This is a genomic window from Streptomyces sp. NRRL S-118 (assembly GCF_000716335.1).
Classification (GTDB): domain Bacteria; phylum Actinomycetota; class Actinomycetes; order Streptomycetales; family Streptomycetaceae; genus Streptomyces.
In genome coordinates, this window is the sequence record NZ_KL591010.1 from 1 (window position 1) to 19,137 (window position 19,137).

18 protein-coding genes and 1 pseudogene are annotated in these 19,137 nt (G+C 72.5%); 7 read left to right on the top strand and 12 right to left on the bottom strand.

Annotation, left to right across the window (positions count from 1 at the left end; translation table 11 throughout):
- A partial coding sequence (locus tag IH00_RS0118265; protein WP_031074872.1) for a serine/threonine-protein kinase occupies positions 1 to 947 on the bottom strand: 947 nt, incomplete at its 3' end.
- A gap of 94 nt (positions 948 to 1,041) precedes the next feature.
- On the opposite strand from IH00_RS0118265, the gene IH00_RS0118270 reads away from it, so the two are divergent.
- A complete protein-coding gene (locus IH00_RS0118270) occupies positions 1,042 to 1,659 on the top strand; it encodes a nucleotidyltransferase family protein (RefSeq protein ID WP_234334882.1) in 618 nt (205 codons plus the stop codon).
- Between the two features lie 241 nt (positions 1,660 to 1,900).
- Positions 1,901 to 3,532: a malate synthase A gene (gene aceB / locus IH00_RS0118275; protein WP_031074876.1), complete on the top strand. Its 1,632-nt coding sequence runs from the start codon at positions 1,901 to 1,903 to the stop codon at positions 3,530 to 3,532.
- Between the two features lie 61 nt (positions 3,533 to 3,593).
- Here the strand turns inward: aceB and IH00_RS0118280 are convergent, their stop codons facing one another.
- Positions 3,594 to 4,562 carry a fibronectin type III domain-containing protein gene (locus IH00_RS0118280; RefSeq protein ID WP_031074878.1) on the bottom strand — a complete coding sequence of 323 codons (969 nt, stop codon included), beginning with the start codon at positions 4,560 to 4,562 and terminating at the stop codon, positions 3,594 to 3,596.
- Between the two features lie 65 nt (positions 4,563 to 4,627).
- Positions 4,628 to 5,416: a hypothetical protein gene (locus tag IH00_RS0118285; RefSeq protein ID WP_158827852.1), complete on the bottom strand. Its 789-nt coding sequence runs from the start codon at positions 5,414 to 5,416 to the stop codon at positions 4,628 to 4,630.
- Positions 5,417 to 5,605: 189 nt separating this feature from the next.
- On the opposite strand from IH00_RS0118285, the gene IH00_RS0118290 reads away from it, so the two are divergent.
- Together IH00_RS0118290 and IH00_RS0118295 are read left to right on the top strand one after the other, a co-directional pair.
- Entirely contained in the window at positions 5,606 to 6,952 is a 1,347-nt protein-coding gene (locus IH00_RS0118290) for an FAD-dependent monooxygenase (protein ID WP_052411470.1), read from the top strand.
- On the top strand, positions 6,925 to 7,866 hold the full coding sequence (locus IH00_RS0118295; protein WP_158827854.1) for a hypothetical protein: 942 nt from the start codon (positions 6,925 to 6,927) through the stop codon (positions 7,864 to 7,866). The genes IH00_RS0118290 and IH00_RS0118295 overlap by 28 nt, the downstream gene beginning before the upstream one ends.
- 94 nt (positions 7,867 to 7,960) lie before the next feature.
- Here the strand turns inward: IH00_RS0118295 and IH00_RS0118300 are convergent, their stop codons facing one another.
- Positions 7,961 to 10,174, bottom strand: a complete 2,214-nt coding sequence (locus IH00_RS0118300; protein WP_052411472.1) for a hypothetical protein — start codon at positions 10,172 to 10,174, stop codon at positions 7,961 to 7,963.
- Positions 10,175 to 10,367: 193 nt separating this feature from the next.
- Here IH00_RS0118300 and IH00_RS0118305 point away from each other — a divergent pair, with 193 nt between their 5' ends.
- The 3 genes from IH00_RS0118305 to IH00_RS0118315 all read left to right on the top strand — a co-directional run bounded on the left by IH00_RS0118305 (position 10,368) and on the right by IH00_RS0118315 (position 12,498).
- Entirely contained in the window at positions 10,368 to 11,003 is a 636-nt protein-coding gene (locus IH00_RS0118305) for a hypothetical protein (protein ID WP_234334883.1), read from the top strand.
- A 265-nt stretch (positions 11,004 to 11,268) separates the two neighbouring features.
- Positions 11,269 to 11,871 (top strand): TIGR03086 family metal-binding protein, encoded by a 603-nt coding sequence (locus IH00_RS0118310; protein WP_031074890.1) that lies wholly within the window; start codon positions 11,269 to 11,271, stop codon positions 11,869 to 11,871.
- Positions 11,872 to 11,910: 39 nt separating this feature from the next.
- The gene (locus IH00_RS0118315) at positions 11,911 to 12,498 is read left to right on the top strand and encodes a 3'-5' exonuclease (protein WP_031074891.1); all 588 of its coding nucleotides are present in this window, start codon (positions 11,911 to 11,913) and stop codon (positions 12,496 to 12,498) included.
- A 129-nt stretch (positions 12,499 to 12,627) separates the two neighbouring features.
- On the opposite strand, the gene IH00_RS0118320 is transcribed toward IH00_RS0118315, so the two are convergent.
- From IH00_RS0118320 to IH00_RS37450, 8 genes and pseudogenes are all read right to left on the bottom strand, one after another.
- Positions 12,628 to 14,097 carry a nucleobase:cation symporter-2 family protein gene (locus IH00_RS0118320; RefSeq protein WP_031074893.1) on the bottom strand — a complete coding sequence of 490 codons (1,470 nt, stop codon included), beginning with the start codon at positions 14,095 to 14,097 and terminating at the stop codon, positions 12,628 to 12,630.
- A gap of 312 nt (positions 14,098 to 14,409) precedes the next feature.
- Entirely contained in the window at positions 14,410 to 15,798 is a 1,389-nt protein-coding gene (locus IH00_RS0118325; RefSeq protein ID WP_031074895.1) for an 8-oxoguanine deaminase, read from the bottom strand.
- 72 nt (positions 15,799 to 15,870) lie between these two features.
- Positions 15,871 to 16,167 (bottom strand): annotated as a pseudogene (locus tag IH00_RS40300) (purine permease); the annotation flags it as partial.
- Between the two features lie 268 nt (positions 16,168 to 16,435).
- On the bottom strand, positions 16,436 to 17,359 hold the full coding sequence (pucL, locus tag IH00_RS0118335) for a factor-independent urate hydroxylase (RefSeq protein ID WP_031074900.1): 924 nt from the start codon (positions 17,357 to 17,359) through the stop codon (positions 16,436 to 16,438).
- A gap of 7 nt (positions 17,360 to 17,366) precedes the next feature.
- Positions 17,367 to 17,765, bottom strand: coding sequence for a hydroxyisourate hydrolase (uraH, locus tag IH00_RS0118340; protein ID WP_031074902.1), 399 nt, complete (start codon positions 17,763 to 17,765; stop codon positions 17,367 to 17,369).
- Positions 17,762 to 18,310: a 2-oxo-4-hydroxy-4-carboxy-5-ureidoimidazoline decarboxylase gene (gene uraD / locus IH00_RS0118345; protein ID WP_039947171.1), complete on the bottom strand. Its 549-nt coding sequence runs from the start codon at positions 18,308 to 18,310 to the stop codon at positions 17,762 to 17,764. Before uraD ends, uraH begins: the two co-directional genes overlap by 4 nt.
- Before the next feature lie 154 nt (positions 18,311 to 18,464).
- Positions 18,465 to 18,842, bottom strand: a complete 378-nt coding sequence (locus tag IH00_RS0118350; protein ID WP_031074906.1) for a helix-turn-helix domain-containing protein — start codon at positions 18,840 to 18,842, stop codon at positions 18,465 to 18,467.
- Positions 18,839 to 19,126, bottom strand: coding sequence for a YkoF family thiamine-binding protein (locus IH00_RS37450; RefSeq protein WP_052411473.1), 288 nt, complete (start codon positions 19,124 to 19,126; stop codon positions 18,839 to 18,841). Before IH00_RS37450 ends, IH00_RS0118350 begins: the two co-directional genes overlap by 4 nt.
- Between the last annotated feature and the right edge of the window lie 11 nt (positions 19,127 to 19,137).

Below are 19,137 nucleotides of genomic sequence, written 5' to 3' on the forward strand. Positions count from 1 at the left end.
GAGGGCGGCGGGGGCGTGGTGGCGGCCGCAGGGGCCGGAGCCGCCGCGCGCGTGGTGATGTCCGCGGCGACCGCGCCGGGCAGCCACTCCTCGGGGCGGCGCAGGGCCGTCTGGTCGTTGGCGGCCTGGCACAGGGCCAGGATGTCGGCGACGGACGGGCGGGCGTCGGGGTCCTTGGTCAGGCAGCGGGTCACGAGTTCCCGGAGCCGCTCGGGGAGGCCGGACAGGTCCGGTTCCTCGTGCACGATCCGGTACAGCACGCCGTGCGAGGTGCCCTCGCCGAACGCGGGGCTGCCCATCGCCGCGTACGCGGCGACCTGGCCCAGCGCGAAGATGTCGGTGGCCGCCGTGACCTTGCGGCCCGCCGCCTGTTCCGGCGACATGAAGGACGGGGTGCCGATGGTGACGCCGCTGCCGGTGAGCGAGGTGGCGTCGGCGGCGCGCGCGATGCCGAAGTCGATGACGCGCGGCCCGTCCGCGGCGAGCAGGACGTTCGCGGGCTTGAGGTCGCGGTGCACGATGCCCGCGGCGTGGATGACCTGGAGCGCCTCGGCGATCCCCGCGACCAGCAGCAGGATGGTGTCGACGGGCAGCGAGCCGTGCTTCTGCACCGCGTCCGCGAGCGAGGGGCCCGGGACGTACGCCGTGGCGAGCCACGGCTGGCGCGCGTCGGTGTCGGCGTCGATCACCGGGGCGGTGTAGAGGCCCTGGACGCGCTGGGCGGCCTGCACCTCCTGCGCGAAACGGCGCCGGAACTCGGCGTCCTCGGCGAAGTCGGGCCGGATCACCTTGATGGCGACGGGCCTGCCGCCCGGGGTGTACGAGAGGTACACCTTGCCCATGCCGCCGGCTCCCAGCCGAGCGGCCAGCCGGTAACCGGCCACGGAACGAGGATCGTCGTCCTCAAGCGGCTGGAAGACCGTTCCCCCACGCGGGCCACCACTCATCAATCCATGTCTCCTGAACAGGAATTCGCACTGCACACGTCAATGCCGGAAAGCCGCACCCTATCCAAGCCGGGGCATGAGGTATGCACTCCCCATGGCAGAAACCACGCGTACGAGTCCGGAAGAACCCTTCATCGCAGGTCTTCTGCTGGCGGCGGGCGGCGGACGGCGGCTCGGCGGCCGCCCCAAGGCGCTGCTGGAACACCGCGGGCGCCCGCTGGTGGAGCACGCGGTGCGGGTGCTGCGCGAGGGGGGCTGCCCGGTGGTGCACATCGTGCTGGGCGCCGCCGCCGGGGCGGTACGGGAGCGGGCGTCGCTGGCCGGCTGCGTGCTGGTGGACAACCCGGACTGGGAGCGGGGCATGGGCTCGTCGCTGCGGGCGGGGCTGGCGTCGCTGGCCGGCTCGGGCGCGGACGCGGTGGTCGTGTCGCTGGTGGACCAGCCGGGGATCGGCGCGGAGGCGGTGGCGCGGGTGGTGGGCGCGTACCGCTCCCGGGAGTCGCTGGTGGCGGCCGCGTACGACGGGAAGCGGGGGCATCCGGTGCTCTTCGGGGCGGACCGCTGGGCGGGCGTGATGGCGAGTGCGGAAGGTGACCGCGGGGCACGTGCCTATCTGAAGGCGCACGAGGCGGCCGTCGCGCTGGTCGAGTGCGGCGACGTGGCGGAGCCGTACGACATCGACACGGAAGCGGATCTCGCGCGCCTGGAGTGAAACGCCGCGTGCATGGGGTGGCACTCAGCGCCACGTTGTGTCGACCCGGAGAATCTCGACATCAACAGACCGTTGAACTTCCACCATAAGGAAATTAGTATCCACTGATCAGAAGCACTCGATCGTCAGAAGGCGCCCGTGACCGTATCTCGGCTCCCACGGCACCCGGTGCCGCGCGCGTACGCCCGGCGGCCACGGCACGGCGCCGCGCCAAAGCCCCCGCTGAAGGAAGTGACAGCTCATGTCCGCACCAGCGCCGTCTCCGCTGGCCATCGTCGAAGCCGAGCCCCTGCCCCGGCAGGACGAGGTCCTGACCGACGCGGCCCTGGCCTTCGTGGCCGAGCTGGACCGCCGGTTCACGCCGCGGCGTGACGAGCTCCTCGCCCGACGGGCGGAGCGCCGCGCCGAGATCGCCCGCACCAGCACCCTGGACTTCCTCCCGGAGACCGCACAGCTCCGCGAGGACGACAGCTGGAAGGTCGCGCCGGCCCCGGCCGCGCTGGACGACCGCCGGGTCGAGATCACCGGTCCGACCGACCGCAAGATGACCATCAACGCCCTGAACTCGGGCGCGAGGGTCTGGCTCGCCGACTTCGAGGACGCCTCGGCCCCCACCTGGGAGAACGTGATCCTCGGCCAGCTCAACCTGATCGACGCCTACGAGCGCAGGATCGACTTCACCGACCCGCGCACGGGCAAGTCGTACGCGCTGCGGCCCGCCGAGGAGCTGGCGACGGTCGTCATGCGTCCCCGCGGCTGGCACCTGGAGGAGCGCCACCTGCGCCTCGACGGCCGCCCCGTCCCCGGCGCGCTGGTCGACTTCGGCCTGTACTTCTTCCACAACGCCCAGCGCCTCATCGACCTGGGCAAGGGGCCGTACTTCTACCTGCCCAAGACGGAGTCGCACCTGGAGGCCCGCCTCTGGAACGACATCTTCGTCTTCGCGCAGGACTACGTCGGCATCCCGCAGGGCACCGTCCGCGCGACCGTCCTGATCGAGACGATCACGGCCGCGTACGAGATGGAGGAGATCCTCTACGAGCTGCGCGACCACGCCTCGGGCCTGAACGCCGGCCGCTGGGACTACCTCTTCTCGATCGTCAAGAACTTCCGCGACGGCGGCGCCAAGTTCGTCCTCCCCGACCGCAACGCGGTGACCATGACCGCGCCCTTCATGCGGGCGTACACCGAACTCCTCGTCCGCACCTGCCACAAGCGCGGTGCGCACGCGATCGGCGGCATGGCGGCCTTCATCCCGTCCCGCAAGGACCCCGAGGTCAACAAGGTCGCCTTCGAGAAGGTCAAGGCGGACAAGGACCGCGAGGCGGGCGACGGCTTCGACGGCTCCTGGGTCGCCCACCCCGACCTGGTACCCATCGCGATGGCCTCGTTCGACGCGGTGCTGGGCGACAGGCCGAACCAGAAGGACCGCCTGCGCGAGGACGTCTCGGTGGCACCGGGCGACCTGATCGCCATCGACTCGCTCGACGCGAAGCCGACGTACGAGGGGCTGCGCAATGCCGTCCAGGTCGGGATCCGCTACATCGAGGCGTGGCTGCGCGGCCTCGGCGCCGTCGCCATCTTCAACCTGATGGAGGACGCGGCGACGGCCGAGATCTCGCGCTCGCAGATCTGGCAGTGGATCAACGCCGGTGTCGTCCTCGAGCGCGACGGCGCGCCGGTGACGGCAACCGCCGAGCTCGCCCGCGAGGTGGCGGCGGAGGAACTCGCCGCGATCCGGGCGGAGATCGGCGAGGAGGCCTTCACCTCCGGCCGGTGGCAGCAGGCCCACGACCTGCTGCTGAAGGTCGCGCTCGACGAGGACTACGCGGACTTCCTCACCCTCCCCGCGTACGAGCAGCTCGTCGGCTGACACCCGGCGACCCCGCACGGCTCCGCCCCCGGCACCGCACGGTGCCGGGGGCGGAGCCCGTTCAGCGGACGACGACCGTGCGCTGCGCGGAGAAGTCGCCCCACGTGCCGTCCGGGAGCCTGGCGCGGAGCTTGACGCTGTAGCGGGTGCCGGGCGGGTCCGTGACGGTGAAGGTGTACGTGGCCGTCCCGGCGGGCGGTGCGGTGCCCCAGACGATGGTCGTGGCGAACTTCCCGTCGAGGTACAGCTGGTGCTCCCGGACCGGTGCGCCGCCGCCGGTCCGTGGCGGGATCCAGGTCAGCCGGATGCCGCCCTTCAGGGCGGTGGCCTTCAGGCCGGTCGGGGCGGTGACGGGCCCGGCGCCCGGTGCGGGGGCGGTGGTGAGGTCCACCGCGTTGCTGTCGGGCGAGGAGTTCTCGGCCGCGTCGCGCGCCCGGACCGTGAAGGTGTAGACCGTGCCGGGGCGCAGGCCGGTGAGGCGGGCGGTGGTTCCGGTGCCGGCGACGCTGTGGATGCGGGAGTCCTCCTGGTAGACGTCGTACGCCGTGACCGCCCGGTCGTCCGTGGCGGCCCGCCAGCGCAGCGTGGCCGCGCGGCTGCCGTCGGCGGTCACGCGCAGGGCGGTGGGACGGCCCGGGGCGATGCGGTCGTCCGGGGTGGGCGCGGGGGTGGTGACGGGGATCGCGGCACCGGGCGCCGAGAGGTTCCCCGCGGCGTCGCGGGCGCGGACGGTGAAGCGGTACGCGGTCGAGGGCGTGAGCCGGTCGATGTCGGTCATGGTCCTGCCGGCGGGCAGGCTCTTGACCTTCCGGCCGCCCTGGAAGACCTCGTACGCGACGACCTCCGTGTTGTCGGAGGAGGGCTGCCACATCACATGCACGGAGGTGGCGCTGCCGGCCTGCGCCGTCACCCCGGTGGGCGCCGAGGGAGGTTCGGTGTCCTGGTCGGCGGCCGCCGTGCAGGCGCCCAGGAGGAGGGCGGCCGCACAGACGACGACCGGGGCGGCGGCGAGGTGAGGGGGGCGTCGCACGGTCGTGCCTCCAGGTCCGTCCGGAATATTGGTCCAGACCTATATGGCACAGGTACGGCCGGGCATCAAGACCCCGGCACCGCCGCCTCCTCGGCGTGCGCGGGCCTGAGGGGCGTGACCCGCGTGAAGATGGTCGAGGCGGAGTTGGCCCGCAGCGCGGCGTAGGCCCGTTCGACCTCCTCGGCCCGCACGGGCCGGGCCTCGGCGACCTCGGTCAGGTCGCCGGCGCACTGGAGCTCCCACCGGGGGAAGCGCCGGCGTACGCGTGCCGCCCGCGCGCTGGGCGCGAAGTACATCATGGTGGTGTTCTCGTGGGGGTTGTGCGCCGACCCCTCGTACACCATCTCCCCGACCGTCTCCAGCCGGTCGGCCAGGGCCGCGAGGGCTTCGGGCCGCGGCCGGTCCAGGAAGAGCCCGACGTGGTTCTCGAAGCCGTGGGCCCGCTCCTCGTCCGCGACCTCCGGGTGGTATCCGGGACTCGTCCGCGGAAAGAGGAATATTTCGACCTGGGGCGCGGGATTCTGCGTCGTCTCCAGACGCGTCACGAGTATTCGGGCGTCATCCGGCAGATCATGGCGCTCGACGAGCCGGCGCTTCACCAGAACACTCGGAATTGCTTCCGCCGCCTGCCAGCCATTTGCACGGAAGTACTCCATGGCCGATTCCTCGGAGGCGGGGAACAGCAGGGTCGCACAGTGCCCTACAATGCACTGGCTCTTGATTTCCCGTTTCAGTGCGCCGGGCATCCAGGACGGGAGGAGGGTCTCCACCGAGCTCCTGGACGCGTGGTGTGCGTAGTCAACAGCATGCTGGAGGCGCTGGATGTCGCACGCGTCGAATGCCACGTGATTCATGTCGCAGCCTTTCTGTTGCCGACTCTCAATTACAAGCACGTAACCCGTTAGGCGGCACTCGGGTATGGTCCGTTCGGGTGAACGCGACCGAATCTACGGCGATGCTCCGGCGCTTCCCGCGGCCTGCGTTTGTGTCTTTTCCGATCCGGCGGCATTTTTGTCGAGGGACGTCTCGGAAGGCTGTTGAAAATGACGCCAATTACGACGCCGTACAGCGGAAAGAATGCCCCTCGGATTCTGATCGCGGGAGCCGGTGTCGGCGGACTGACGACCGCGCTCAGCCTCCATGCCGCGGGCCTGGACGACGTCCTGGTCATGGAGTCCTGTCCACGGTTGCGGGCCGTCGGCGCGGGCATCAACCTCCAGCCCGCCGCCGTGCGCGAGCTGACCGAGCTGGGCCTGGGCGACGACCTCGCCGCCCACGCCGTGGCCACCGCCCGGCTGGAGTACCACCACCGGTACGGCGGGCTGATCTGGTCGGAGCCGCGCGGCCGGGCGGCCGGCTACCACTGGCCGCAGTACTCGGTGCACCGCGCCCGCCTCCAGGAGGTGCTGCTGCGGGAGGTCAACCGACGCCTGGGCCCCGGTACGGTCCGCACGGGCCGGCGCATCACCGGGTACGAGCAGGACCGGTCCGGGGACGGGCCGCGGCGCGTGCGGGCGTACGCGGCCGGCGATCCGGCCCCGTACACGTGCGACCTGCTCATCGGCGCCGACGGCATCAACTCGGCCGTACGGTCCGTGATGCACCCGGGCGAGGGGCCGCCGCTCTGGAACGGCATCTGCATGTGGCGCGGGGTGAGCCACGCGCCGCCGTTCCTGGACGGGCGCACGATGGTGATCGTGGGCTGCAACTCCCGCGTGAAGGCGGTCGTCTATCCCGTCTCCCCGCCGGACGCGTCCGGCCGCTGCACGCTGAACTGGGTCGTGGAGACCCGTACCGGCGCGGACGGCACCCCGGTGCCGCCCGCCGACTGGGACGCCGCCGTGGCCGCGGACGCCGTCCTGCCGCACCTGGCGGGCTGGCGGGTGCCGTTCCTGGACCTGCACGGGACGGTCGCGGCGGCGCCGCGCGTGCTGCGGTACCCGATGATCGACCGCGATCCACTGCCGAGCTGGACCGACGGCCGCGTCGTCCTCCTCGGTGACGCCGCCCATCCGCTCTACCCGACCGGCTCCAACGGCGCGTCGCAGGCCATCGTCGACGCCCGCGTGCTCGCGTACCTGGTCGCCCGCCACGACGACCTGGACGAGGCGCTGTCGCGGTACGACCGGATGCGCCGGCCGGAGACGGCGGTGCTGCTGGACGCGCACCGGCGGCTGGAGCCGGACCCGTTGCTCCATCAGGTGGAGTTGCTTGCCCCGGACGGCTTCTCCGACATTCGCGACGTCCTGCCCGAACACAAGCTGGCGGACATCAGGTCCTGCACGCGGAAGGTCACCGGCGTGGACGCGGCAGGGCTCAACGCACGCTCCTCGTGGAGCGTCCCGGCACGATCGGCTCCCGCATGCGCCTGGTCCACTCCCTCGGGCTGACGTCGGCCGCCCTGCTGCTGCTCACCCTCCTCCCCGCGGCGGGGGCGGCCACCCGTCCGGGCACGGGCCCCGCCCCGGACACGGGGACGGGCCCCGGCAGGGCGGCCGCCGCGGGGTCCGGCACGGGCGCGGTGGCGCGGGGCGTCTCGTACGGTCCGGCGGCGCGGCTCGGGAACGGCCGGATCCGCGTCTTCACGGATCACGCGGACGGCCGGCCGCGCTCGCTGGGCGTCGTCCTCACCGCGTCCGCCCTCACCGGCCTGCCCACCGCGCCGACGGACGGGGAGCACTGTGCGGACGCGGACGGCGACGGGCGCGTCCACCCGTCCCGCGAATGCGTCGGCGGTCACGGCCTGGAGCTGCCCCTGCCGGACGGGGCCGGCTCCGGGCTGCCCTTCCGCTGGGTCCTGTTCAACTGGAACCCCGAGGGGCACAAGCCCCACGGCCGGTACGACGTGCCCCACTTCGACGTGCACTTCTACCTCGTACCGCGCGAGACCCGCGACAGCATCCGCGTCGGCCGCTGCGCGCTGCTCATCGACTGCGCCCAGCTGCCGGCGGCCGCCGCGCCGGTCCCCGCGGCGCACCTGCCCGCCGGCTACCCGGCCTCCAGCCCGGAGACCTCGGAGGGCGCCATGGGCGAGCACCTCGACAGCCGCCCCCCGACCGCGGGCACCCTCGCCGGACACACCTTCATCTACGGCGCCTACGCGGGCGACATCATCTTCATGGAGCCGATGCTCACGAAGACGTTCCTGGAGCACCACCGCACCACTCCCCCGCACCGCACCTGCGCCCCGGTCCCCCAGCCCCGCAGCTGGCGCACGCCGGGCTGGTACCCGACCCGCTACTGCATGGCCTACCGGCCGGACCACGACGACTACACCGTCACGCTGACGGACTTCAGGCGCTGACGGGCGTCGGGCGGGCCCCAGATGCCGACCGGGTTCGGGCGGCCCTCGGGTGCCGACGGGCTTCGGGCGCAAACGGGCTCAGGCACCGACCGCCTCAGGCGCGGACGCGGGACGCGCCGCCGGCGCCGTGCCCGCCGCCCGTGCTCCTGGCCGCCCGGGCGGCCAGCCGGGCGACACGGCTGTCGGGGTGGCGGGCGCGCAGGTCGTCGAGGATGCCGTGGGCCCCGGGCCCGGTGGCGGCGAGGGCCTCGAGGAGGGCGGCCGGGCCGCCGGGCCAGGTGGCGGCGGCCCGGTCGAAGGCGTCGGTGAGCGCGGTGGGTGCCGGCTCGTCCTCGCGGTGGTCGGCCACGGCGGTGACGAAGGCGCGCATGTCCTCGCTCCAGTGCGCGTGCAGCTCGTCGACGATCAGGAACGCGCGGGCGCTCAGGGGCACCGCCTCCGGTGGGGCGTCCTCGCCGCGGTCGGACAGGAGGCGCTGGGCATGGGCGCCGACGACCGGGTCGGTGAGGGCGGCGCGCAGCGGGGCGGCCGGGATCTCGGCGAGGGCGAGGCGGGAGAAGATCCCGGCAGTGGGGTGGCCGGCCGCGGCGACGGCGGTGAGCAGCTCGCTCCAGGCCGCGTCGGTGCCGCCGCGGCCCGCGGTCCACGAGGTGAGCGCCGCGGCCGCGACGGCAGGGGGCCAGATCTCCGCGGCCTCGGCCATCTCGCCGGCGCTCCACGCCAGGACCGCCGCCCGGTCGGGCGCGGCGACATGGGCGACGGTCAGGACGTGGCGGACGACCGCCTCGCCGAGCGGAGTGAGGCCGTAGGCGTCGCCGGTGCGGAAGACGCAACCCGTGGCTGCCAGGCGGTCCACCACGGCGGCCAGGGCCTGGGCGTGGCTGTCCAGCGCCTCCCGGTCCGGGCCGGTGAGACCCGGGAGGCCGAGGAGGGACGACAGCTCCTGCGGTGACGGGGTGGTGTACGCGGGCGGTGCCGTGTCCGGGACGAGCACCGGGGCGTCCTCCAGTTCCGGGGGGAGCGTCCAGCCGGTGACATCGGCCGCCTTGCGCGCGACGGAATCGGGGGTGCCGCCGCGTTCGTAGAGCGAGTACAGGACGTGAGCCGCGTCGAGTGCGTACTCGTCCTCGTCCTCGTCGCTGTCACCGCCCTCCTCGTGGCGGTCCTCGTCGCTGTCCTCGCCACGGCGCTCGTGGCGGTCATCGCCCTGGTCCTCGTCGCGCACGCCGACGGCGGGAGCGGTGTCGGATGCGATGCGCTCCACCGTGGCGGCGAGGATGTCGGCGGCCAGCTCGGTGAGCTGCTGCGGGGTGCCCTCCGTCCACACGGAGGTGGCGGGGCCGGGGAAGCCGCACCGCTCGGCGAGTTCGCGCAGTTCGCCGTCGGCGCCCGCGGCGAGGGCGGCGGGCAGCGGCGCGGCATGCAGCAGGCCCCGGATGTCCTCGGGGGCGGGCAGCGCCGGTGGTGGGGGCAGCGGCAGGGCCGAGTTGCCGTAGTAGTCCAGGTGCTCGTCGAGGAACCGGTCCGCGAGGGCGATGTGCGGCAGGGCCTCGGGCCCCGGTGCGAGGTCCGCGTGCGGACCGGCGAGCGCCTCGCCGAGACCATCGGCCGTCCAGCGGTCGGACAGCTCGGTGGCGAGCCGCTCCAGTTCGTCGGGACCGGCCGTGAGAAGGGGCGGTCCGGGCAGCAGCGGGCCGGCCGCCGACGCGTGTCCGGCGTCGGAGGTCGAGGCCCCGAGGAGGGCTTCGGTGAGGAGTGCCCGGGCGGCGAAGGTGCGGCCGGCCACGTCGGCGCGCGTCACCGCCGCCGGCAGGGCGGGCCGCTCGGCGGGCGGTGCGCCCGCGAGGGCGTCCAGCCACCTGCGGACGGCCCCGGGGTCGCCCGGGTCGACGCCGTCCGCGCGGAGCAGCGAGGCGTACCAGCGCGGCCAGGTCAGGTTGTACGGGTCGTTCATGGCCCGCTCGAACTCCGGCAGGGCGTCCTGCACGGCGTCGAGCAGGCGCGCGTGGCGCTTGGCGTTCAGGCGGTTGACCGCGCGGACCCGGTCGGCCAGGGCGATGACCACGCGGGGCACCGCGGCGAGCTCGTCCGGGCTCGCCGGGAGCAGCACGGGCAGGTCCTCGTGCAGCACCTGTCGCACGAGCTGCGGCGTCGGTTCGGGCACGCCGGAGCGGCGGTCGGCGCCGCGGAGGGCCAGCAGCGTGAGGACGGCGTCGGCCGGGCGTAGAGGCAGGGTGACGCCCTGCTCCGTCTCCGCCCAGCTGAGGAAGTCGTCACGTCCGGTGTTCAGGGCAGTGGTACGGGTCACTCCGGGAGCGTATGGGGGCCCGGCGGGCCGGAGCGGCGTGCCACGAGTTCTTGGCACGAATGGGCGATGGGGGCCGCGCGCGCGAGGGGCGCCGGGGGCCGCCCCGTTCGTTCCGGACGTTTGTCAGTGGCGTGCGCTTCACTGGGTTCATCACTCTCCGTGACGATGGATGGGGGAAATCGTGCCGGACCGAATGACGTATGTGACCCACGCCGGACTGCGGCAGCGCGGCTGGACGGACGCGATGGTGCGGGAGCTGCTGGGCGAGCCGGACGTGCAGGGCCGCGACCCGCGCCGCTGGACGCCGGCGCCGGTGCGGCTCTACCTGCTGGCGCGGGTGGAGGCGGTCGAGCGGGCGCCGGAGTTCGCGGCGTACGCGGCGGCGGGCGGACGCGGCGCGGTGGCCGCGCGGGCGGCGGCGGAGAAGCGGCACCGGGCGGTTCTCGCGGCGATCCGTGCCGAGCCCATCCGGGTTCCGGTGCTCCCGCGGGCCGAGCTGGAGTTGCGGGCGGCGCGCCACCGGCGCCCGGGGGGCGGAGGCTCGCCGCCCGGCGCGGCGGCCCCCTCCCCGGCGGGTGCCGCACCCCGCGGGGCGTCCGGGGCGGGGCGGCGGGCTGTGCCCGGGCCTGCGGGGGCGCTGGTGCGGTGGCAGGTGGACTACCTGCGCCAGGCGCTGGGGCGGTACGACGCGCTGCTGGACGGACTGTTCGCGGCGACCGGGCGGTCCGAGGCCGAGCGCCTGCTGCGGCGGCGCGTGTACGAGGCGATCGCGCAGGCGTACCCGTGGCTGGCGGACGAGTGCCGGCGGCGGATCGGATGCGGGGAGTGACGGTGAGGGGGATGACGGTGAGGGGGATGACGGCGGGAGAGGGTGTCGATCACGGAGGGGCGGCGAGGGAGGTGCCGACAGGCCGAGCCGGACCCCCGGAGCCTCACGTGCCCACGGCGGCGAACGGATCCCGGAGCCGCACGGACCGGCGGCGCCGAACGGATCCCCGGCGCCGATCGTCCCCACGGCGCCGGACGGACCCGCGCAGCGGATGGAGTCCACGGCGCCGCGATGAGTTCCGGTGCCCGCGCCGGTCTGCCCTCACATGGACCCACACACGGAGAAGACCATGCTCGACCTCGCACCAGCGGCCCAGCGGGTGGCCGCGTTGCTGGACGCCGTCGGAGACGACCTCCTGGACGCGCCGACGCCCTGCCCCGACTACGCCGTGCAGCATCTGCTGGGTCACCTCTCGGGGCTCGCGCTCGCTTTCCGGGACGCCGCGAGGAAGGACTTCGGACCGACCACCGACACCGACCCGGGCGAAGCCCTGCCGGAACTCGAAGAGGACTGGCGCACCGTTCTGCCCCGCCGGCTCGGCGACCTGGCCGCCGCCTGGCGCGCCCCCGAGGCGTGGGAGGGCACTACGCGGGCGGGCGGCGTCACACTGCCGGGCGAGGTGGCGGGGCTCGTGGCCCTGAACGAAGTGCTGATCCACGGCTGGGACCTGGCCCGTGCGACCGGCCAGGAGTACACGGCGGACGAGGCCTCCCTCCAGGCGTCGTACGCCATGCTCGCGCCCACCGCCTTCAGCGCGCAGGACAGGGGCCCGTTCGGGCCGCCGGTGCCGGTGCCGGACGGAGCATCGCTGCTGGACCGGGTGATCGGGCTGAGCGGACGGCGGCCCGACTGGCGGCCCGGAAAGTGAGAGGCGCGGGCGGCGGGCGGTGTGCCATGCTCCCGGGCCATGACCCGCCGCCCGCGCCCCAGCCTGTACATCTCCGTCGACGTCGAGGCCGACGGGCCGATCCCGGGGCCGTACTCGATGCTGAGCATCGGCGCCGCGGTGGCGGGGCGTCAGGACGCCGGCGGGTACACCGCGGCGGACCCGGAGGCGCAGACCTTCTACCGCGAACTGCGTCCGATCAGCGACGCCTTCGTGCCGGAGGCGCTGGCCGTCAGCGGTCTCGACCGGGACCGGCTGGCGGTGGAGGGCGGTGAACCGGCCGCGGTGATGGGCGAGTTCGCGGCGTGGGCGGCGGAGGTCGCCGACGGCGCGCAACCGGTGATGTGCGGCTATCCCGCCTCGTACGACTGGACGTTCCTGTACTGGTACCTGGTGCGGTTCACGGGCGCGAGCCCGTTCGGCCACTCGGGATGCATGGACATGAAGACCCTGTACGCGACGAAGGCCCGCCTGCCGCTGCGGGCCGTGGCCAAGGGCACGATGCCGCGCGAGCTGCTGTCGCGGCGGCGGCACACGCACCACGCCCTGGACGACGCCATCGAGCAGGCGGAGCTGTTCAGCAACCTGATGGCGTGGCCGGGGGTGTGATGCCGGGGGCGCCCCGGAGCGCTCGGGGCTGTGCGGGCCGGCGCCGGGGACGCCGGGGTTGCGACCGTGCGCCGGCGACGCGTGCGGCACGAGGGGGAGCTGCCGTACGCGCCGCCGGGCGGCACGGGGTCAGTGCACCGGGGCCGTCCTGGGGGTGGCGCGGGTACCGGATATCTCCTCACCCGGTTCCATCGGGGCGGTGACCTCGTCGTCGTCGCGGTGCCGGCCCAGGTGGTTGAAGACCAGGTTCAGCAGGACGGCGGCGACACAGCCGGTGGAGATGCCGGAGTCCAGGATGATCTTCGCGGTCTCCGGGAAGGCGTGGTAGAACTCCGGCGCCGTGATCGGGATGATGCCGACGGCCAGGGAGACGGCCACGATCAGGACGTTGTTGTCCTTCTCCAGGCGGGCCTTGACCAGCGTCTGGATACCGCTCGCGGCGACCGAGCCGAACAGCACCACACCGGCACCGCCCAGCACCGGGCGGGGGACGACCGAGATGAGCGAGGCGGCGACCGGGGACAGACCCATCAGCAGCAGGAAGCCGCCACCGGCCGCGACCACGAAGCGGCTGCGGATGCGGGTCATCGCCACCAGGCCGATGTTCTGCGCGAAGGCGCTGCACATGAAGCCGTTGAACAAGGGGCTGATCGCCGAGCCGAGCGTGTCGGCGCGCAGGCCGGCGGCGATGGTCCTCTCGTCGGCGGGCTTCTCGACGATCTCCCCGAGCGCCAGCATGTCGGCGGTCGACTCGGTCATCGACACCAGCATCACCACGCACATGGAGACGATCGCGGCGAGGGCGAACTGCGGGGCGCCGAAGTGGAAGGGGGTGGGGAAGCCGACGATGTCGGCCTCGGTGACGGGGCTGAAGTCGGTGACGCCGAAGGGTATGGCGATGAGCGTGCCCAGCACGAGACCGATGAGCACGGCGATCTGTTTGACGAAGCCGTGGGTGAACCGGCGCAGTACCAGCACCAGGACGAGTGTGATCGCGGCGAGGGTGAGGTAGGTGGTCGAGCCGTAGTCGTCCGCCCGCGGGTCGGGTCCCTGGGCCCAGCCGAAGGCGACCGGGAGCAGGGAGACGCCTATCAGGGTGATCACGGTGCCGGTGACGACCGGCGGGAAGAAGCGGACGAGCTTGCTGAAGAAGGGCGCCGCGATGAAGCCGAGCAGTCCGGCGACGATGATCGCGCCGAAGATGACGGGGAGCGCGTCGGCCTTGTCGTCGGTGGTGTCGACGATCGCGAGCATCGGCGCGACACCGGCGAAGGTGACGCCGTTGACGAAGGGCAGCCGGGCGCCGATCTTCCAGACGCCGAGCGTCTGCAGGAAGGTGGCGAGGCCGGCGGTGAAGAGACTGGCGCCGGTGAGGAAGGTGAGTTCGGTGCCGGAGAGCCCGACGGCCGCTCCGACGATCAGGGGCGGGGCCACCACACCCGCGTACATGGCGGCCACGTGCTGCAGGCCGCTGGTGAACATCTTCAGGGGCGGGAGCGTCTCGTCGACCGGATGCTTCCGGTCGACGGTTCCCTCCGGGTCGGTGTCATCCGTGTCGGTGACAGCTGCTTCGTTGCGAAACCTGGGCTTTGCGGCCACGGGGGTTCCTCCGGTCGGTTACACATCGCGCGGACGTGGATTTCAGGGAGGTGGTGCGGTGTTGCAGGTGGTGCGCCCGGAAGCGTGTCGTGTGGGGAGGCCGACACGGATCACCGTTCCGGGGGGTGCGGTACCTCATTGCGGTGCGCACCCCCCGGCCCGGCTGCCATGAACCCCGCTCGGGTCCACGGCGACCGGCCGAGGGCCGTCCCCCTCGGCCGGACTTCGTGGATCGCCCCGCCCGGCGCCGGTGCGGCCGGAGGGCGATGTCCGCCCGGGTGTCAGGCCCCCGGGCGGCGATGTGCCAGGGGGTCAGCCCTGGGCGGCGATACGGGCGAGGCGCTGGGCCTCGTCCCGGGTGGTGCGCGCGACGGCGTCCTCGTCGACGGTCAGCAGACGGCTGTTCTCGACGATCTGCCTGCCGTTGACGAACGACGCGGTGACCGGGGCCGCCGCGCCGAAGACGAGGGCCGTGACCGGGTCGGCGATGGAGGCGTGCGCGAGGGTGTCCAGCTTCCACAGCACGAGGTCGGCGAGCTTGCCGGCCTCCAGGGAGCCGATCTGCGAGGCACGCCCGAGGACCTGGGCACCGCCGTACGTGCCGAGGCGCAGCGCCTGGCGGGCGTTGAGGGCGGCCTCGCGGTGCACGGTGCTGAGGCGGTTGATGAGGAGCGCGTTGCGCAGCTCGGTGTGGAGCTCCCCGGACTCGTTGGAGGCGGTGCCGTCGACGCCGAGGCCGACCGGGACGCCGGCCTTGAGCATGTCGGGTACGCGGGCGATGCCTGCGGCGAGGCGGGCGTTGGACGACGGGCAGTGCGCCACGCCGGTCTTCGTACGGGCGAAGGCCTCGATGTCGGAGTCGTTCATGTGGACGCAGTGCGCCATCCACACGTCCTCGCCGAGCCAGCCGGTGGACTCGAAGTAGTCGGTGGGTCCCATGCCGAACAGTTCCTTGCAGAACTGCTGCTCCTCGACGGTCTCCGAGCCGTGGGTGTGCAGGCGCACTCCGAGCCGGCGGGCCAGCTCGGCGCCCTGCTTGAGCAGTTCGGTGGAGACGGAGAAGGGGGAGCACGGCGCGACCGCGACCTGCGTCATGGCGTCGAACGAGGAGTCGTGGTGCTGCTTGACGGTCTCCTCGGTGGCGGCGAGGGCGCCTTCGAGGGTCTCGACGGCGAAGTCCGGCGGCAGGCCGCCGTCCTTCTCGCTGCGGTCCATGGAGCCGCGGGCGAGGGTGAAGCGGACGCCCATCTCGGCGGCGGCCCTGATGATGGCGCCGGACAGGTCGCCCGAGCCCCGCGGGTAGACGTAGTGGTGGTCCATGGCGGTGGTGACGCCGCCGCGGGCCATCATGGCGAGGGAGCCCTGGGCCGCCGTGTACCCCATCTGCTCGTCGATGCGCGCCCACGTCGGGTAGAGGGCGACGAGCCAGTTGAAGAGGTTGTGGTCGGTGGCCAGACCGCGGGTGATCCACTGGTAGAAGTGGTGGTGCGTGTTGATCAGACCCGGGGTGACGAGGTGGCCGGTGGCGTCGATGCGCCGGACCACGTCCTCCAGGCCCTCGGGGGCCTTGCCCGCCCCGAGCGACTCGATCCTGTTGTCCGCGATGACGAGGTGACCCGAGGCGTACTCGGTGTCGTTGGCGTCGACGGTCGCGATCGCGCAGTTCTCGATCACGATGCGCTGGGCTGCCGAAGGTGCCATGGTGCTTCCTTCTCGTTCTGGTGGCTGGGGGTCCCCCGGGCGGGAGTCCGGGGGGGTGGGCACGGCAGGACCCTAGGAGGATTTGAGTGCCGGGACCGTGTGAAGGCTCCGGGTGCCGAGATGGTGGAAGAACAGGATGAGCAGGACGGCGACGAGCCCGCCCGCGCTGATTCCGGAGCCGAGCACGGTCTGCGCCCAGGCGGGGAATCCGGCGTAGAAGGTGGGTGCGGCGAGCGGGATGATGCCCGCTCCGAGCGCGACGGCCACCAGGATGATGTGGGAGCTGTCGTCGAGCCCGGCCTCGGAGAGGGTACGGATGCCGCTGACCGCCATCGAACCGGACAGGACGATACCGGCGCCGCCGAGGAGAACGGTGGACGCGGAGCCGGTCGCCGCGGCGTGCTGCCGGGCCGGGGCTGCGGGGCCCGCGGCGGGGCGGGAAGCCGCGGGGGCGAGGTGCGGCGCGGGGACGGGGTGCGGCGCGGGGACGGGGTGCGGCGCGGCGGGGGTGTCCGGTGGGGTGGAGCACGGGCCTTCCGGTGCCGGGCCCGTTGCAGGCTGTGCCATGTGGTGGTCCCTCCGGTCCGGTGCCGCCCCGCCCGGTTCCGGGCGGTGGGCGGGGCGGTTCGGACTGGCGTCAGAGGTTGGTCATGTCGACCGGGATCCGCGGCTCGACGCCGTCCCGCAGGATGGTGGCCTCGATCAGGCCGTACGGACGGTCCGCGGCGAAGTAGACCTCGTTGTCGTTCTTGAGCCCGAACGGCTCGAGGTCGACCAGGAAGTGGTGCTTGTTCGGCAGGGAGAAGCGCACCTCGTCGATCTCCGACCGGTTGTTGATGATGCGCGCGCCCATCTGGTAGAGCGTCTGCTGCAGCGACAGCGAGTACGTCTCGGCGAAGGCCTGGAGCATGTGCTTCTTGACCTGCTCGTAGGACTTCTCCCAGTTGGGCATCCGCTGCTCGTCGTCGGTCCAGTTGAACCGCCAGCGGCTGGAGACCTGGGTGGCGAGGATGCGGTCGTACGCTTCCTTGAGGGTCGTGTACTTGTCCTTGACGTAGCCCCAGAACTCCGAGTTGGTGGAGTTCATGACGACCAGGTCCTTCAGACCGGATATGACCTGCCAGTTCTCACCGTCGTAGGTGATCTCCGTGACGCGGGTCTCCTGGCCCTTGCGGACGAAGGAGTGCTTGACCTCGTCCGCGCCGATGAACTTGGAGTTGGCGTCGGAGGTCTCGATGCGCTCCCAGGCGTACTCCTCGATGCGGATGCGCGCCTGGTGGATCGGCTCCTGCGACGTCACGAAGTGACGGGCGAGGTGGATGCCGAACTGCTCGGCGGACTCGATGCCGTACTCCTTGGCGAACGCGTACACCGTGTTCTTGGTGGTGTCGGTCGGCAGGACGTTGGCGTTCGAGCCGGAGTAGTGGACCTCGTCCATGTCGCCGGAGAGGGCGACCGAGACGTTCAGGTCCTTGATGTGGTGGGTGTCGCCGTCCCGCGTGATCTTGACGACGCGGTTCTCTGCTTTGCCGTACTGGTTCTGGCCGAGAATCGTGGGCATGTGTCTGCTAGCTCCCTCGGTAAACGGAGTAGCCGAACGGGTTGAGCAGCAGCGGTACGTGGTAGTGCTCGCCCGGTACGACGGCGAACGTGATCGCCACCTCCGGGAAGAACGCGCCGCTGTCCCTTACGCGGGGGGCGTCCTGCTGCGCCTCGGCTTGCTGATCGACGAACTTCGCGAAGTACGCCTCGGTCTCGAAGTCGAGACGTACGTGGGTGGTGCCTTCCGGCAGGGCCGGCAGGTCCTTGCAGCGCCCGTCCGCATCGGTCTTCGAGCCGCCGAGCGCCACCCACTCCGCGTCGCCGCCCGCGCGGGCGGCGAGGGAGATGGCGACGCCCTCGGCGGGCCGTCCGATGCTGGTGTCCAGGATGTGCGTGGACACCGAGGCGGTGGTTTCCGTGCTCATGCGGCGCTCTCTTCCTCGACGAGGCGGGTCAGGCGGATGCGGTTGATCCTGCCCAGTTCGGTGCGGACGATCTCCCGCTCCTCCTCGGGCGAGTGGTCGATCCGCTCGCGGACCGCGTCGCGCATCTGCTCGCCGGTCCTGCCGGTGGCGCAGATCAGGAAGACGTGTCCGAACTTCTCCTGGTAGGCCAGGTTCAGTTCGAGCATCTCCGCCTTGAGCGCCTCGGAGGCGCCGGCCATCCCGCTCTGCTCCCGGGAGGAGGTGGGGTCCCCGGGCTTGGGGCGGCCGATCGGCGGGTGCCCGGCCATCGCCTCGGCGAGGTCCTCCGCGGTCAGCTCGGCCATGGCGGCGTCACTGGCGAGGAGGAGGGCTTCGGTGGTGGCGTACGGGCGCTGGGCCAGCAGCTTGCCGCCCCAGGCCGAGCTGGCGCACACCTCGTGCAGGGCGGCGAGCGCGTCGCCCTCCGCGGAGGTGTTGAACCGGGTGAGGCCCGCGGGGGCTTCGGGGGACCGCTCCTCCGAAAGGCGCTGTGAACTCGACGTCACGGGAGCCTCCGTGGCTGTTTTTCGCTGTGCTTTGACGGGCTGCGGATAGCTAACGCCCTCCGTCGACGCCTCGTCAACACTTTGTTGAAACTTCGGTGGCACAAAGGCCGCCGTCCCGGCATCCGGACAGCGGCCTTCCACGCAGAGTGCTCAGTCACTCACCCTTCGCGGCATTCTCCCTGTTCAGGTAGTTGTAGACGGTGAAGCGGCTGACACCGAGCGCGCTCGCCACCGTCTCCACGCCGTGGCGTACCGAGAAGGCCCCGCGCGCCTCCAGGGTACGTACGACGGACTGCTTCACCTTGCGGTCCAGCGCGGACAGCGGCATTCCGTGGTGCCGCTCCATGGCGGCCAGGATGCGCTCCAGGGAGTCGGCGAGCTGCGGAAGCCGTACGGCGAGGACGTCCTCGCCCTCCCAGGCGAGCACGACATCGTCGGCCGCTGCCTCCTCGGGCCGCAGGATCTCTGCACCCATCGCGTCCACCAGCGGTTTCACCGCGGTGACCAGGGGGTGGTCTCCCGGCTCGGTCACTTGTCGTCCTCCCCGGTCTCCGGGGCTCCCCCGGGCTCGGTCTCGCCGATTACGTTGACCTGCAGCGATACCCGAGTGGCGCCCGCGCCCAGAGCCCGGCGGAGCAGCGCGTCGACCGCGGTGAGCACCGCGTCCGCGCCGCCCTCGGCGGTGTTGCCGAACGGCCCCACGTCCACGGCGTCGAGATCGGCCGCCTCGATGACCTCACGGGCCACCACCGCGTGCTCCGGGGCCTCCTCCAGGTCGAAGGGCTCTGTCGTGAACTCCACTCTCAGTCGCTGCATGCCCCCACGGT

Excerpts from the sequence above, each read along its gene's own strand:
- pucL (WP_031074900.1), bottom strand. The coding sequence starts at position 17,359 with ATGCCCACGATTCTCGGCCAGAACCAGTACGGCAAAGCAGAGAACCGC.
- IH00_RS0118305 (WP_234334883.1), top strand. The coding sequence starts at position 10,368 with ATGACGTATGTGACCCACGCCGGACTGCGGCAGCGCGGCTGGACGGAC.
- IH00_RS0118315 (WP_031074891.1), top strand. The coding sequence starts at position 11,911 with ATGACCCGCCGCCCGCGCCCCAGCCTGTACATCTCCGTCGACGTCGAG.
- IH00_RS0118270 (WP_234334882.1), top strand. The coding sequence starts at position 1,042 with ATGGCAGAAACCACGCGTACGAGTCCGGAAGAACCCTTCATCGCAGGT.
- IH00_RS0118285 (WP_158827852.1), bottom strand. The coding sequence starts at position 5,416 with ATGAATCACGTGGCATTCGACGCGTGCGACATCCAGCGCCTCCAGCAT.
- IH00_RS0118310 (WP_031074890.1), top strand. The coding sequence starts at position 11,269 with ATGGACCCACACACGGAGAAGACCATGCTCGACCTCGCACCAGCGGCC.
- IH00_RS0118325 (WP_031074895.1), bottom strand. The coding sequence starts at position 15,798 with ATGGCACCTTCGGCAGCCCAGCGCATCGTGATCGAGAACTGCGCGATC.
- aceB (WP_031074876.1), top strand. The coding sequence starts at position 1,901 with ATGTCCGCACCAGCGCCGTCTCCGCTGGCCATCGTCGAAGCCGAGCCC.
- uraH (WP_031074902.1), bottom strand. The coding sequence starts at position 17,765 with ATGAGCACGGAAACCACCGCCTCGGTGTCCACGCACATCCTGGACACC.
- IH00_RS0118290 (WP_052411470.1), top strand. The coding sequence starts at position 5,606 with ATGACGCCAATTACGACGCCGTACAGCGGAAAGAATGCCCCTCGGATT.
- IH00_RS0118295 (WP_158827854.1), top strand. The coding sequence starts at position 6,925 with ATGCGCCTGGTCCACTCCCTCGGGCTGACGTCGGCCGCCCTGCTGCTG.
- IH00_RS37450 (WP_052411473.1), bottom strand. The coding sequence starts at position 19,126 with ATGCAGCGACTGAGAGTGGAGTTCACGACAGAGCCCTTCGACCTGGAG.